The sequence below is a fragment of the Streptomyces sp. MI02-7b genome, assembly GCF_033793585.1.
Lineage (GTDB): Bacteria > Actinomycetota > Actinomycetes > Streptomycetales > Streptomycetaceae > Actinacidiphila.
Genome location: NZ_JARAWX010000029.1, coordinates 75,275 through 88,888, shown reverse-complemented (window position 1 = coordinate 88,888; position 13,614 = coordinate 75,275). Strand labels below are relative to the sequence as shown.

Sequence of the window (13,614 nt, the reverse complement as noted above, 5' to 3'; positions counted from 1 at the left end):
CGCGGTCCGTGAGACCCTTGGGGGTACGACGTCCCCGACCGGAAAGCCGCACCTGTGACCGCCACGGACCGCTCCATCGAGCTCATTCAGACCGCCGCCCAGGCGGCAGCCGACAAGCTCGCGCACGACATCATCGCCTACGACGTCAGCGACGTTCTCGCCATCACCGACGCGTTCCTGCTCGCCTCCGCGCCGAACGACCGCCAGGTGAAGGCCATCGTCGACGAGGTCGAGGAGCGGCTCGCCAAGGAGCTGGGCGCCAAGCCCGTGCGCCGCGAGGGTGAGCGCGAGGGCCGGTGGGTGCTGCTCGACTACGTGGACATCGTGGTGCACGTCCAGCACTCCGAGGAGCGCGTCTTCTACGCTCTGGAGCGGCTGTGGAAGGACTGCCCCGAGCTGGAGCTGCCCAAGGACGCCGTGGCGACCCGCGGCAAGGCCGAGGAGCACGCCCGCGCCATGTCGGTGGCCGACGAGGACGGAGAGCTGAGCTGAACGGACACACCCGCGGCCGCGGCCGGCGCATCGTCTTCTGGCGGCACGGCCAGACCGCCTGGAACCTGGAAGGCCGCTTCCAGGGCACCACGGACATCCCGCTGACCGACACCGGCGTCGGCCAGGCCAAACGGGCGGCGCGCCTGCTGGCGGCCCTGGAGCCGGACCGGATCATCGCCTCGGACCTGCAGCGGGCCGCGGACACGGCCGCCGAGCTGGCGGCGGTGACGGGCCTGGACATCACGTACGACCAGGGCCTGCGGGAGACCTACGCGGGTGTCTGGCAGGGCCTGACCCACGAGGAGATCACCGCACGTCACCCCGAGGAGTACGCGGCGTGGAAGCGCGGCGAGCCCGTGCGGCGCGGTGGCGGCGAACTGGAGACCGAGGTCGCCGACCGGGCCGCTCCCGTGGTGCTCGCGGCCGCCGACAAACTGCCGGACGGCGGCATCCTCGTCGTGGTCAGCCATGGCGGCGCGATCCGCACGACGATAGGACGGCTGCTCGGCCTCGACCCGCGCAGCTGGGAGGCGCTCGGCGGCCTGTCCAACACGTGCTGGTCGGTGCTGGGCGAGGGTGCCCGCGGCTGGCGTCTGCTGGAGCACAACGCGGGCACGCTGCCCGAGCCGGTGCTCGGCGACGACGACTGAACCGCGGTGACGGGGCCGCCGGGGCCGATTTCGGAAATCCGGCCCTGACCGGCTAAGCTTCTTCTCGTTCGCCGGGCGGAAAGCCTGAGGACAGCGGGGCTATAGCTCAGTTGGTAGAGCGCTTGCATGGCATGCAAGAGGTCCGGGGTTCGAATCCCCGTAGCTCCACAGCGACACCGGATCCCGTCCCCCTGGTTCAGGGGAGGCGGGATTCTTCGCGTTCGCCGGCGAGCTGCGACAGCGGGCGCGCGTGCTCGGGGCAGCCGACCAGCGGGTCAGGCAGCTCGCGGAGCCGTGCCATCCGCACCCGGCTCTCCTCGTCGACCGGGGTGTAGACCACGATCCGGTGCTCCGGCGCCGCGTCCACCGCGAGCGAGGTCGAGGCGAGCCGGACGATGCCCACCGACGCGTGCTGGATCGTCTTGATCCGCTGCCCCGGTGGCGCCACGTCCCCGCTCGCCCACATCCGCGCGAACTCCGCGCTCCAGCGCACCATCTGCTCGATGAACGACTCCCAGACGGGCTCGCCCACGTGCCGGCCGTAGGCGCCGCGCAACTGCGCGACCATGCGCGGCAGTTCTTCGCTCCGGTCGATGAACGCCGAGCAGCACGCCGGGCCGGTGAACAGCCGCCGCAGCACATTGCGGTCGGCGGGGGAGTCCAGCCGCACCGACGGAAAGGTGTACCGGTAGGCGGCGTTGCAGGCCAGCACGTCGTAGCGGGCGTTGTAGACGACCGCGGCGAGCGGGTCCAGGGCGTCGATGATGTCCTGCACCTCCTGGCCCACCGCCTCCGCCTCGGCGGCCTGTTCGCGGACGAACGGCACCCCCGCCAGCCGGTACAGGTGCTGCCGCTCGGTGACGTCCAGCCGCAGCGTGCGCGCCACCGCGTCCAGCACCTGCACGCTCGCGTTGATCGGGCGGCCCTGCTCCAGCCACGTGTACCAGGTCACCCCCACCCCGGCGAGCTGTGCGACCTCCTCGCGCCGCAGTCCCGGCGTGCGGCGCCGCAGGCCCGGGGGCATGCCCACGTCCTGCGGGGTGATCCGGGCGCGCCGGCTGCGCAGGAAGGCGGCGAGTTCGATGCGTCGCGGAGCGGACACGGCGGACATGTGACCCATCGTGCACCGGGACCGGACCGGGTGCCAGGTGCTGTCAGTACCAGCATCCAGGGGCTCTCGGCACCAGTACGCGGCCGGCCGCAGGCTCGTGCCATGGCGAACCCCACTGTCTCCGCCCCGCCCGTGTCCCGTGCCGGGACGGGCGGCCGCGCACCGGCCGGCCGGCTGCTCGGCACCGTACTGACCGGCCAGTTCATGGCCCTGCTCGACGTCTTCATCGTCAACGTGGCCGCGCCCACCATCCGCACCGACCTGCACGCCTCGGGCGCCGCCCTCCAGCTCGTCGTGGCGGGCTACACGATCTCCTACGCCGTCCTGCTCATCACCGGTGCTCGTATCGGCGACCTGTGGGGCCACCGCAGGACCTTCGTCGCCGGTCTCGGGCTGTTCACCGCGGCCTCGCTGGCCTGCGGCCTCGCGCAGTCCGCCGGGGAGCTGACCGGCTTCCGGCTCGTCCAGGGCGCCGGGTCGGCCCTGATGATCCCCCAGGTGCTCAGCCTCATCCAGCGCAACTTCACCGGTGAGCGGCGGGTGCGCGCCCTCGGTGTCTACTCCGCCGTGCTGGCCACCGGCGCGGCCGCGGGGCAGTCCCTCGGCGGCCTCCTCGTCAGTGCCGACCTGTTCGGCACCGGCTGGCGTCCGGTGTTCCTGGTCAACGTGCCCATCGGGATCGGCCTGCTCGTCCTCGCGCCGCGGGTCGTCCCGCGCGACCCCGACGGGGCGGCGGAGCGCCGCCGCGGCCTGGACCTGCCCGGCCTGGTCACGCTGGGGGCCGCCGTGACGCTCTTCACCGTCCCGCTCGTCCTCGGGCAGGAGGAGGGCTGGCCCCTGTGGGGCTGGATCTGCCTCGGCCTCAGCGCCGTGCTGCTCTGCGTCTTCGCGGTCCTGGAGGCCCGGCTGACCCGTCGCGGCGGGGCGCCGCTGGTGTCCGCGCGGGTGCTGCGCGCTCCCGGCATGCGCCGCTCCGTGGTCGTGATCGCCGTCGCCATGGCGCTGAACGCCGGCTTCCTGTTCTCCATCGCGCTGCACCTGCAGAGCGGTCTCGGCCTCAGCGCGCTGCGCACCGGGCTGACCTTCACCGCCGCGGCCGTCGCCTTCGGTGGCGTCGGGCTCAACTGGCGCCGCCTGCCGGCGCGTACGCACGCACTGCTCGCCCCGCTCGGACTGGTGGTGGCCGCGGTCTCGTTCGCCGCCATGGGGTTGCTGCTGCGCGACGGGCAGCAGCACGAGCTGCCCTTCCTCGTCGTCCAGTTCGGCGTGGGCCTCGGGCTGGGCGCGTCGTTCAGCCCCACGCTCACGCTCGCGCTCGGCAGGGTGGCGCCGCAGGACGCCGCCGACGCCAGCGGGCTGCTCGCCACCGTCACGCAGCTCGGCCAGCTGATCGGCGTCGCCGCCTTGGGCACGCTCTTCCTCAACCGCCTGGCTTCCTCGGGCTCCTCCGCCCACGCCATCGCCCTCACCTCCTGGGGGCTCGCCCTGACGGCCGCCCTCGGCGCGCTGGCGGGGCTGTCGTCGCGGCGTCGTGGCTAGGCCCTGAGCCGCCGTACGGCGACAGCCGCCGCGACGCACAAGAAGGCGACGCCCACCGCCGGGTAGACGGCCGACAGGGCCATCTGCCAGGCGGACTGGTGGAGTTCGGGCCGGGCGACGCCGTCCCCGTGGGGGATGAGCCACAGCCCGTACGAGCAGAAGACGAGCCCTGCCGCGACGGCGGCGGCCCGCGAGACCCGGTCGAGCAGTACGACGAGCGGCACGGCCCACACCCAGTGGTGGGACCACGAGACGGGGCTGACCAGGAGCGCGGTCACCGCGCAGGAGACCACCGCCCAGGCCCATGCGCCGGAGGCGAGCGCGGCGACGGCGACGGCGAGCCCGGCGCACGCCACCAGAGCGGCCGTCACGAGCCACCACGTCCCCGGATCACCGGTGTGCAGGGCCCGCGCGAGCACCCCGCGCAGGGACTGGTTGGCGGTGTCCTCGCCGTGCCCGGCCCGGTCCGCGGAGAAGATCACCCCCGTCCAGAAGCGCCGGGAGTCGTGCGGCAGGACCACCGCGGAGAGGCCGGCCGTCGCGGCGAGGACGCCCGCGGCGACGCAGGCGCGCCGCAGGTGGTCGTTCCACCGCTCCCGGCGCCGCCAGGCCAGCACGAGCCCGCCGGCGGCGAGGAGCACCACGAAGAGCGCGGGTGTGAGCTTGATCCCGGCGGCGATGCCGATCCCGACGCCCGCCGCCCGGGAACCGGGCCGCAGGGTGAGGTCCCACAGCACCAGCACGGCGAGCAGCAGGTTGATCTGCCCGTACCGCAGCGTCGTCCACACCGGCTCGGACCACACCGCGACCGCGGCGAGGGCGAGGGCCGCCGCCGCGGGGGGCAGCCGTCGGGGCGGCCCGGCCAGCCGCAGCGAGAGGGAGGCGAGCGCGACGAGCAGCCCGAGGTTGAGCAGGGTGGCGGCGATCCGCGCGGCACCGGCCGGCAGGAGGGTGAGCGCCGTGAAGAGGAGGGCGGCGAAGGGCGGGTAGGTGTTGGGCAGCTGAGCGTGGGTGACGCGCATCGCGTACAGGTCGCCGCCCTGCCGCACCGTCCATCCCTCGGCCCGGTAGACCGTGAGGTCGATCATCGAGACATGGGCGGCGTGCTGCGCCAGACAGAACGCCGTGAACGAGACGAGGCACACCACGGCCGCCACGACGGTGGGGCGGCGGAGGCGGTGCGTCCGTTCCGCCGTGGCGTCGACGATGCGCTGCGTGGCGGTCACGGGGGCCGTCTCCAGTCCTGGGGGTCGGGGTCAGCCGACAGTACCGGAATGGATTTGGCGAACCGCCCCCGCGGCCGTGTAATGTATGCCGAGTCGCCGGGGGGACCCGGAGGAACGGCAACGCGGGGCTATAGCTCAGTTGGTAGAGCGCTTGCATGGCATGCAAGAGGTCCGGGGTTCGAATCCCCGTAGCTCCACTTCACGCGAAGGGCCCGGTACCTCAGGTATCGGGCCCTTCCGCGTGACCGGACCGCCCCGGCCCGGTGGCCGCCACCGCCGGGCCGGGCGGACGTTCAGCGGCGCCCGCCCTCCTCCATCCGCAGGGCCAGCGCGGGGCAGCGGGCCACCGCGCGCTGGGCGGCGGCGTCCAGGTGCGGCGGGACGGGCGTCCCGGCGATGTCGGGGTAGCCGTCGCGGTCCAGCCGGACGATCTCGGGCAGTACGCCGGCGCACAGCCCGTGGCCCTTGCACAGCGTCCAGTCGACGACCAGCCGCTTGTTGCCCGCGGCCGCGGCCGTGTTGCCGCTCGCGGGGCCGCCGAGCAGCGGCGAGGGCTCGGACTTCAGCAGGGGGAGCACGCCGACCGTGGGACGGCCGCAGCCGCCGCCGAGGACGTGGGCCGCGAGGTCGTCGGTGAAGGCGTTGATGGTGGACATCACAAAGCGCATGGAGCCGTCGGGGTGCTTGCAGACCCCGCGCCCCTTGACCGCCACCGCGGTCTGCCGGAGCTGCTCCAGGGCGGCCTGTCCGCCGCCGTTGAGCACGTCCTGCAGCAGTCCGGCCATCCGGGGCAGGCCGAGGCGGCACGGCCCGCACTGCCCGGCGGTCTCGGCGGCCAGCCACTGCGCGACCCGCAGCGACTCGCCGAGCGGGCACAGCCCCGGGTCCAGCGGCAGCAGCGCGCCCGCGCCGAGCGTGGCCTTGTGGGCCTCCAGCGACTCGCGGGCGATGGTCACCATCGACGCGATGTTGGGGTCGATCCAGTTGCCGTGGTAGCCGCCCACGAGCACGCCCTGCCCCGGGTTCCCGCCGCACATCTGCAGGATGTACGACATGGGCACGCCGGTCGGGGTCTCCACGACCGTCTGCCGGGGCACCGAGCCCGACACGGTGAGCATGGCGGTGCCGGGCTCCCCGGGCGCGCCCGCGGAGCCGAAGCGGATGGGTCCCATGCGGGCGCCGACGGCGAGTTGGGTGAAGGTCTCGGTGTTGGAGAAGAGCGTCGGCATCCCGGCGATGCCCGATTCGCTCGCGCTCACCTTCTTGCCGGGCGGCAGCGGCAGACCGCCGTTGGCCGCCGAGATGATGCCGGAGGACTCGCCGGACACGAAGCGCTCCGGCATGCGCACGATGCGGGCCCTCAGCTGGCGGCCGCGCTTGGCGCCGAGACCGCGCTCGGCCAGAGCGTCGCGCACGGACTGCTCGTTGGTGTCGCGGGTGACGCTGATCACCAGCTCGCGCGCGCCCAGGATCTCGGCGCACAGCAGGGCGCCGTCCAGCATCAGGTGCGGTGCCCGGCGCAGGATGACCGCGTCCTTGCGGCAGGCGGGCTCGCCCTCGCAGCCGTTGACGACGATCGCCGTCGGGCTGCCGCGCCGGCGCGCGGCCTCTCCGACGGCCTTGAGCTTCTTGTAGAAGGGGAAACCGGCGCCGCCGCGGCCGCGCAGGCCCATCAGCTCGGCGAGGTCCAGGAGTTCGCCCTCGGTCATGGTCGGCATGGAACCGTGCACGTTCAGATGGGTGACCCGGTCCAGTCGTTCCACCTCGTCGAACCCCGCGGTTATTCGGGGCAGCCCGACCGTACGGACGTCGGGCAGCACATCACCCGCCCCCGTACGAAGGGCGGGTGAGCGGTCCGGCATGGCGGGCAGGTTCATCGCTGTCCTTCATAAGGTCCGGGCGTCGACTGCTGCCAGGAGATCGGCTGGAGCCGGTCGGCTCCCAGCGGATCGGTGTCCTGGACGCCGCCGGGCACTTCGGTCCCCCAAGGAGGGGTGCCGTCCCAGGCGCCGGGCTGGGGCTGTTGCTGGTACGGCTGTTGGGGCTGCTGAGAATACGGGGACTGCGGGTCCGCGGGAACCTGCGGCAGCTGCATGGTGGCGCCCGCGGGGTCCGTGCCGAAGGCGAGGCCGGGGGCCGGGGGAGGGGTGGGCGTGTACTGGCCGGCGGCCGGGAAGCCGGGCAGCGGCGGCAGCGGGTCGGTGTACGCGCTGGCCAGGGCCGGGCCGCCCTCCTCGCGGACGGCACGCCGCCGGCCGCCGGAACCGGCGCCGCGGGCCAGGTTGCGGAAGGACGCGGAACGTTCCCGGGTCTCGGGGAAGACGGACTCGCCGCGGACCTTGCGCAGCCGGACCACCAGGGCGATGGCGACGCCGACCAGGCAGACCATGTAGCAGATGATCACCCAGGGCTTGGCGGCCCGGCCGGACTCCAGCCCGTGGACGAGGGCGGCGCACCACGAGGCGTACGCCATGCCGTGCAGGATGCGCCAGCGCACGGGGTGGCGTCTGGCGGCGAAGATGCTGCGCATCGCGCCCGTGGCGGCGGCGAGGATCATCAGGTAGGCGGCCAGCACGCCCAGCGATATGAGCCCGTCGCGGCCGGTGACGCCGAGGGGGAGGAAGGCGCCGGCGGTGGTGACGCGGACCTCGACCACCTTCGTCGTCACGTGCAGGATCAGGAAGCCGATGGCGGCGACCCCCAGGGCGCGGTGGATGCCCTGGGTGACCAGCCGTTCGCGCGGGCCGAGGAAGACGGTGTCGGTGGACACCAGGCCCCAGATGACGGTGCAGCTGAGCGAGACGAGGGTGAGGACACCGGCGCCGAAGTCCAGGAAGGCCCGCAGGGCCGGGCCCGCGGTGAAGGCCAGGACGAGCAGAGCGGCGGCGGTACCGGCGGTCGCCCAGACACGCGGCGACTGTGCGGTGCGGAGAGCCCCGGACAGTGTGGCGCTCGCCGGGAGCGGGGGGTTCCGGCGACTGTCGGAGGACTGACGGTTGGTGCGCATGCGCTGACGCTAACCCGGTCGGGTACCCACTTCGATCGTCTTTCGACAACCCGGGATGCGGATCATTACGAACTGCTAACGTCGGTTTGTTCGGCCGCCGTTCGGTAAGGATGTTCGGCCGCCCGCAGGCGGACTTGTCCGGTTTCTTCCGGCTCGTGCCGACCGTGTCCGGTCTCCGGTTCCATATGTCCTCGTTCCGGACCTTTACGCCCCTCCAATTGCCCTTTCGTGACGCTTCCTTGGGCCCTTCTTGGCGAACACATGTCCCTGGCATGAGCCGTTCACCGCGAGAGTGGCGAGGCGGTTCACGTGCGTGGCCGATGCAGACACGCCGCTGTCCGTCAGAACTTCACACAGCAGGGGGTTACATGAGCTCCACCCGCTCCAGAAAGCGGGCCGGCCTGGCCCTGGCAGCGGCGCTGCCGCTGGTCGCCGGTGCGCTGGCGATGGGCATACCCACGGCCCAGGCCGACGCCTCGCACGGGCGTCACACCCTCGCCGGCAGCAAGCCGGTCTGGGCGACGACCAAGTCCGACAAGGGCGCCACTTCTGACGCGAACAAGGTCACCCTCCGGGTGTACCTGGCCGGCCGTGACGCCAAGGGCCTCGCCGCCTACGCCCAGGCGGTGTCCGACCCGGCGTCTGCCTCGTACGGCAGCTTCCTGTCGGCCGCCCAGGCCAAGGCCCGCTTCGGCGCGACCGGGCAGCAGGTCTCCGAGACCACCGCGTGGCTGGAGTCCTCCGGCCTGAAGGTCACCGGCGTCACTGAGCACTATCTGACGGTCAGCGGCGACGTCTCCGCCGCCGAGAAGGCCTTCGGTACCCAGCTGCACAACTTCAGCAAGGGTTCGAAGACCTACCGCGCCCCGGTCGGCACCGCCTCGGTCCCCGCCGCCCTCAGCGGCACGGTGCTCACGGTCACCGGCCTGGACAACTCCCCGCGGCGCGCCCAGCACCAGGACACGCTCCCGCCGCCCGCCGGCGTCTTCAAGAACTCCGGTCCCTTCTCCACGTACTACGGGTCGAACACCAACAAGCACCTGCCGGTCGCCTACGGCACGCACGCCCCGTACGCCGTCAAGGGCTACACGGGCAAGCAGCTGCGCGCCGCCTACGGAGCGGGCTCGTACACCGGCAAGGGCGTCACCGTCGCCATCACCGACGCGTTCGCCTCGCCGACGATCGCCGCCGACGCCAAGAAGTACGCGGCGCGCAACGGCGACGCGTCCTACAAGCGCGGCCAGTTCTCCCAGGTCCTGCCGGCCGACTACCGCTTCACCGGCCCGGACGAGTGCGACGCCTCCAACTGGTACGGCGAGGAGACCCTGGACGTCGAGGCGGTGCACGCCCTCGCCCCGGCGGCCGACATCACCTACGTCGGTGCCTCCTCCTGCACGGACGACGACCTGCTCGACGCGCTCGGCAAGATCGTCGACCACCGGCTCGCCGACATCGTCTCCAACTCCTGGGGCGACCTCGAGTCCAACGAGACCCCGGACATCGCCGCCGCGTACGACCAGATCTTCCAGATCGGCGCGGTCGAGGGCATCGGCTTCTACTTCTCCTCCGGTGACGCGGGCGACAACGTCGCCAATCCCCTGGGGACCGGCGCCAAGCAGGTCGACGTCCCGTCCAACTCCCCCTGGGTCACTTCCGTCGGCGGCACCGCGCTCGCCGTCGGCAAGGGCGACAAGTACCAGTGGGAGACCGGCTGGGGCACGCTGAAGGCGACGCTGGCCACCGACGGCTCCAGCTGGACCGGCTTCCCCGGCGCCTACACCTCCGGCGCGGGCGGCGGCACCAGCAAGCTCTACGCGCAGCCCTTCTACCAGCGCGGCGTCGTTCCCAACTCGCTCGCCCTGGCCAACGGCGGCACGGTCAAGCAGCGCGTCGAGCCGGACATCTCGGCCGTCGCCGACCCGAACACCGGCTTCCTGGTCGGCCAGACCCAGACGTTCCCCGACGGGTCGCTCCAGTACAGCGAGTACCGGATCGGCGGCACCTCGCTCGCCGCGCCGGTGATCGCGGGCGTCCAGGCGCTGGCGCAGCAGGCCCGGCACGGTGTGCCGATCGGCTTCGCCAACCCGCTGATCTACGACCGCTACGGCACCGGGGCGTACCACGACGTCACCGACCACCCGCTGGGCCGCGGCAAGGACCTCGCGGTGGTCCGCGTGGACTTCGCCAACGGCTTCGACGCGTCGGACGGCCTGCTCACCTCGCTCCGCAGCCTCGGCAAGGACAGCTCGCTGTCCGCCGTCGTCGGCTACGACGACGTGACCGGCGTCGGCACCCCGGCGCGCGGCTACGTCGACTCGTACAAGCCGGGCCGCCGCCACTGAGCACGGCGCGAAGCGGCACGTAAGGGCCCGCACCGGGGGGAACCTCGGTGCGGGCCCTTCCGCCTCTGCGGTAACCTGACCTCATGCATGCCGTACGCCTTCTGCTTAGCAAGCCGCGCTGACCAGGATCGATGTCAGTGCGGCGCCCCTCCTGTGCGAGGGGCTTTTTCGTTTCCGCAGGCAGACACCCCGTACGGCCGGGCCGCAGGCCGTCATGACAGCGATGGAGTACGAAGGACGATGAGCGAGACCACCCCTGCCGCAGAGGCCGCCGCGCCCCACCGCTACACGGCCGCGCTGGCCGCCGACATCGAGAGCCGCTGGCAGGACTTCTGGGACGAGAACCAGACCTTCGCCGCGCCCAACCCCACCGGTGACCTGGCCGGGGACGGCGAGCTGGCCAAGCCCAAGAAGTTCATCATGGACATGTTCCCGTACCCCTCGGGCGCGGGACTGCATGTCGGCCACCCGCTGGGTTACATCGCCACCGACGTCTTCGCCCGCTTCCAGCGCATGACCGGCCACAACGTCCTGCACACCCTGGGCTTCGACGCCTTCGGCCTGCCCGCCGAGCAGCACGCCGTGGCGACCGGCGAGCACCCCCGGGTCACCACCGAGGCCGCCATGAACAACATGCGGTCGCAGCTGCGCAGGCTGGGCCTGGGCCACGACAAGCGCCGGTCGTTCGCGACGATCGACCCGGACTACTACCGCTGGACCCAGTGGATCTTCCTGCAGATCTTCAACTCCTGGTACGACGACGAGGCCGACCGCGCCCGCCCGATCGCCGAGCTGATCGAGCAGTTCGAGAAGGGCGTGCGGGAGACGCCCGACAAGCGCCCGTGGGCCGAGCTGAGCCCCGCCGAGCGCGACGCCGTCCTGGGCGGGTACCGCCTGGCCTACGCGTCGGAGTCGCCGGTCAACTGGTGCCCCGGCCTGGGCACCGTGCTGGCCAACGAGGAGGTCACCGCCGACGGCCGCTCCGAGCGCGGCAACTTCCCCGTCTTCAAGGCCAAACTGCGCCAGTGGATGATGCGCATCACCGCGTACGCGGACCGCCTGCTGGCCGACCTGGACGCGCTGGACTGGCCCGAGGCGATCAAGCTGCAGCAGCGCAACTGGATCGGCCGCTCCGAGGGCGCCAAGGTCGACTTCGCGGTCGAGGGCCACGATGGCCGGGCGGCCACCCCGATCACCGTCTTCACCACCCGGCCCGACACCCTGTTCGGCGCCACCTACATGGTGCTGGCCCCCGAGCACCCGCTGGTCGACACCCTGGTGCCGGCCGCGTGGCCGGAGGGCACGAAGGACGCCTGGACCGGCGGCGCGGACACCCCGGCGAAGGCCGTCGCGGAGTACCGCAGGCAGGCCCAGTCCAAGTCGGACGTCGAGCGGCAGACCGAGGGCAAGAACAAGACCGGCGTCTTCAGCGGCGCCCACGCGGTGAACCCGCTGACCGGCGCCCGCATCCCGGTCTTCGTCGCCGACTACGTCCTGATGGGCTACGGCACCGGCGCGATCATGGCCGTCCCCGGCCAGGACGAGCGCGACTGGGAGTTCGCCACCGTCTTCGACCTGCCCATCGTCCGCACCGTCCAGCCCCCGGAGGGCTGGGAGGGTGAGGCGTTCACCGGCCAGGGCCCGGCGATCAACTCCGCCAACGCGGAGATCGACCTGAACGGCCTGGGGGTCACCGAGGCCAAGCGGACGGTCATCGACCACCTGGAACGGCGCGGCATCGGCCAGGGCACCGTCAACTACCGCCTGCGCGACTGGCTGTTCAGCCGTCAGCGCTACTGGGGCGAGCCCTTCCCGATCGTCTACGACGAGGACGGCGTCGCCCACGCCCTGCCCGACTCGATGCTGCCGCTGGAGCTGCCCGAGGTCGAGGACTACTCGCCGCGCACCTTCGACCCGGACGACGCCGACACCGTGCCGGAGACCCCGCTGTCCCGGAACCAGGAATGGGTCGACGTCGACCTGGACCTGGGCGACGGCCGGGGCGTGCGCCGCTACCGCCGCGAGACCAACACCATGCCCAACTGGGCGGGTTCCTGCTGGTACGAGCTGCGGTACCTGGACCCGCACAACGACCGGCAGCTGGTCGACCCCGAGATCGAGCAGTACTGGATGGGTCCGCGGGAGGGGCAGCCGCACGGCGGCGTCGACCTGTACGTCGGCGGCGCCGAGCACGCGGTGCTGCACCTGCTGTACGCGCGCTTCTGGTCCAAGGTGCTGTTCGACCTGGGCCACGTCTCGTCCGTGGAACCGTTCCACAAGCTGTTCAACCAGGGCATGATCCAGGCGTACGTCTACCGTGACAGCCGCGGCTTCCCGGTCCCGGCCGCCGAGGTCGAGGAGCGCGACGGCGACTACTGGTACGGCGGCGAGCAGGTCAAGCGCGAGCTGGGCAAGATGGGCAAGTCCCTGAAGAACGCCGTCACCCCGGACGAGATCGCCGCCGAGTACGGCGCCGACACCCTGCGCCTGTACGAGATGGCGATGGGCCCGCTGGACGTCTCCCGCCCGTGGGACACCCGCGCCGTCGTCGGCCAGTACCGGCTGCTGCAGCGGCTGTGGCGCAACATCGTCGACGAGGCGACGGGCGAGGTGACGGTGACCGACGCCGAGCCGGACGAGGACGCCCTGCGGGCCCTGCACAAGGCGATCGACGGCGTCCGCCAGGACCTGGAGGGCCTGCGCTTCAACACCGCCATCGCCAAGATCACCGAGCTGAACAACCACCTGACCAAGGCGGGCGGCGCCCTGCCGCGCCAGGTCGCCGAGCCCCTGGTGCTGCTGATCGCGCCGCTGGCCCCGCACATCGCCGAGGAGCTGTGGCGGCGGCTGGGGCACGAGCAGTCCCTGGCGCACGAGGACCTGCCGGTCGCCGACCCGGCGTACGTGGTGGACGAGACCGTCACCTGCGTCGTCCAGGTCAAGGGCAAGATCAAGGCCCGCCTGGAGGTCCCGCCGGCGATCTCCGACGCCGACCTGGAGGCCCAGGCCCTGGCCGACCCGGCGGTCGTCGCGGCCCTGGGCAGTGCGGCCGTGCGCAAGGTGATCGTCCGGGCGCCGAAGCTGGTCAACATCGTCACGGGCTGAGACACCGGTCCGGGTCCGTCGGCGGTAGCGGCGGGCGGCCCGCTCCGGGTCGCCGGAGACTTCGGATCTCAGGGGCGGACGAGGGTTTCCCCGGAACCCTCGTCCGCCCCCGGCCGTTTACGGTGGGCATACGCCGATCGAG

At 72.4% G+C, this 13,614-nt stretch carries 8 protein-coding genes, 2 tRNA genes and 1 pseudogene; 7 read left to right on the top strand and 4 right to left on the bottom strand.

Annotation, left to right across the window (positions count from 1 at the left end; all coding sequences use genetic code 11):
• The first annotated feature begins 54 nt into the window (after window positions 1-54).
• The 3 genes from rsfS to PV364_RS34560 all read left to right on the top strand — a co-directional run bounded on the left by rsfS (window position 55) and on the right by PV364_RS34560 (window position 1,310).
• Complete coding sequence (rsfS, locus tag PV364_RS34570) at window positions 55-492, top strand: ribosome silencing factor (RefSeq protein ID WP_319664644.1); 438 nt, start codon at window positions 55-57, stop codon at window positions 490-492.
• Window positions 489-1,142, top strand: coding sequence for a histidine phosphatase family protein (locus PV364_RS34565; RefSeq protein ID WP_319664667.1), 654 nt, complete (start codon window positions 489-491; stop codon window positions 1,140-1,142). The genes rsfS and PV364_RS34565 overlap by 4 nt, the downstream gene beginning before the upstream one ends.
• 95 nt (window positions 1,143-1,237) lie before the next feature.
• Window positions 1,238-1,310: transfer RNA gene (locus tag PV364_RS34560), tRNA-Ala, on the top strand.
• A gap of 28 nt (window positions 1,311-1,338) precedes the next feature.
• Here the strand turns inward: PV364_RS34560 and PV364_RS34555 are convergent.
• On the bottom strand, window positions 1,339-2,253 hold the full coding sequence (locus tag PV364_RS34555) for a helix-turn-helix transcriptional regulator (protein WP_415924642.1): 915 nt from the start codon (window positions 2,251-2,253) through the stop codon (window positions 1,339-1,341).
• Between the two features lie 102 nt (window positions 2,254-2,355).
• Here PV364_RS34555 and PV364_RS34550 point away from each other — a divergent pair, with 102 nt between their 5' ends.
• The gene (locus PV364_RS34550) at window positions 2,356-3,792 is read left to right on the top strand and encodes an MFS transporter (protein WP_319664642.1); all 1,437 of its coding nucleotides are present in this window, start codon (window positions 2,356-2,358) and stop codon (window positions 3,790-3,792) included.
• Here PV364_RS34550 and PV364_RS34545 read toward each other — a convergent pair.
• A complete protein-coding gene (locus PV364_RS34545) occupies window positions 3,789-5,018 on the bottom strand; it encodes a glycosyltransferase 87 family protein (protein ID WP_319664640.1) in 1,230 nt (409 codons plus the stop codon). The genes PV364_RS34550 and PV364_RS34545 overlap by 4 nt on opposite strands.
• Before the next feature lie 124 nt (window positions 5,019-5,142).
• On the opposite strand from PV364_RS34545, the gene PV364_RS34540 reads away from it, so the two are divergent.
• A tRNA-Ala gene (locus tag PV364_RS34540) sits at window positions 5,143-5,215 on the top strand.
• 23 nt (window positions 5,216-5,238) lie between these two features.
• On the opposite strand, the pseudogene PV364_RS34535 reads toward PV364_RS34540, so the two are convergent.
• Both PV364_RS34535 and PV364_RS34530 read right to left on the bottom strand, forming a co-directional pair.
• Window positions 5,239-6,895, bottom strand: a pseudogene (locus PV364_RS34535) (NADH-ubiquinone oxidoreductase-F iron-sulfur binding region domain-containing protein).
• The gene (locus PV364_RS34530; protein ID WP_319664639.1) at window positions 6,892-8,025 is read right to left on the bottom strand and encodes a cytochrome b/b6 domain-containing protein; all 1,134 of its coding nucleotides are present in this window, start codon (window positions 8,023-8,025) and stop codon (window positions 6,892-6,894) included. Before PV364_RS34530 ends, PV364_RS34535 begins: the two are co-directional and overlap by 4 nt.
• Before the next feature lie 368 nt (window positions 8,026-8,393).
• Here PV364_RS34530 and PV364_RS34525 point away from each other — a divergent pair, with 368 nt between their 5' ends.
• Window positions 8,394-10,367: a S53 family peptidase gene (locus PV364_RS34525; RefSeq protein WP_319664637.1), complete on the top strand. Its 1,974-nt coding sequence runs from the start codon at window positions 8,394-8,396 to the stop codon at window positions 10,365-10,367.
• 240 nt (window positions 10,368-10,607) lie between these two features.
• Entirely contained in the window at window positions 10,608-13,472 is a 2,865-nt protein-coding gene (leuS, locus tag PV364_RS34520; RefSeq protein WP_319664636.1) for a leucine--tRNA ligase, read from the top strand.
• Window positions 13,473-13,614: the final 142 nt, after the last annotated feature.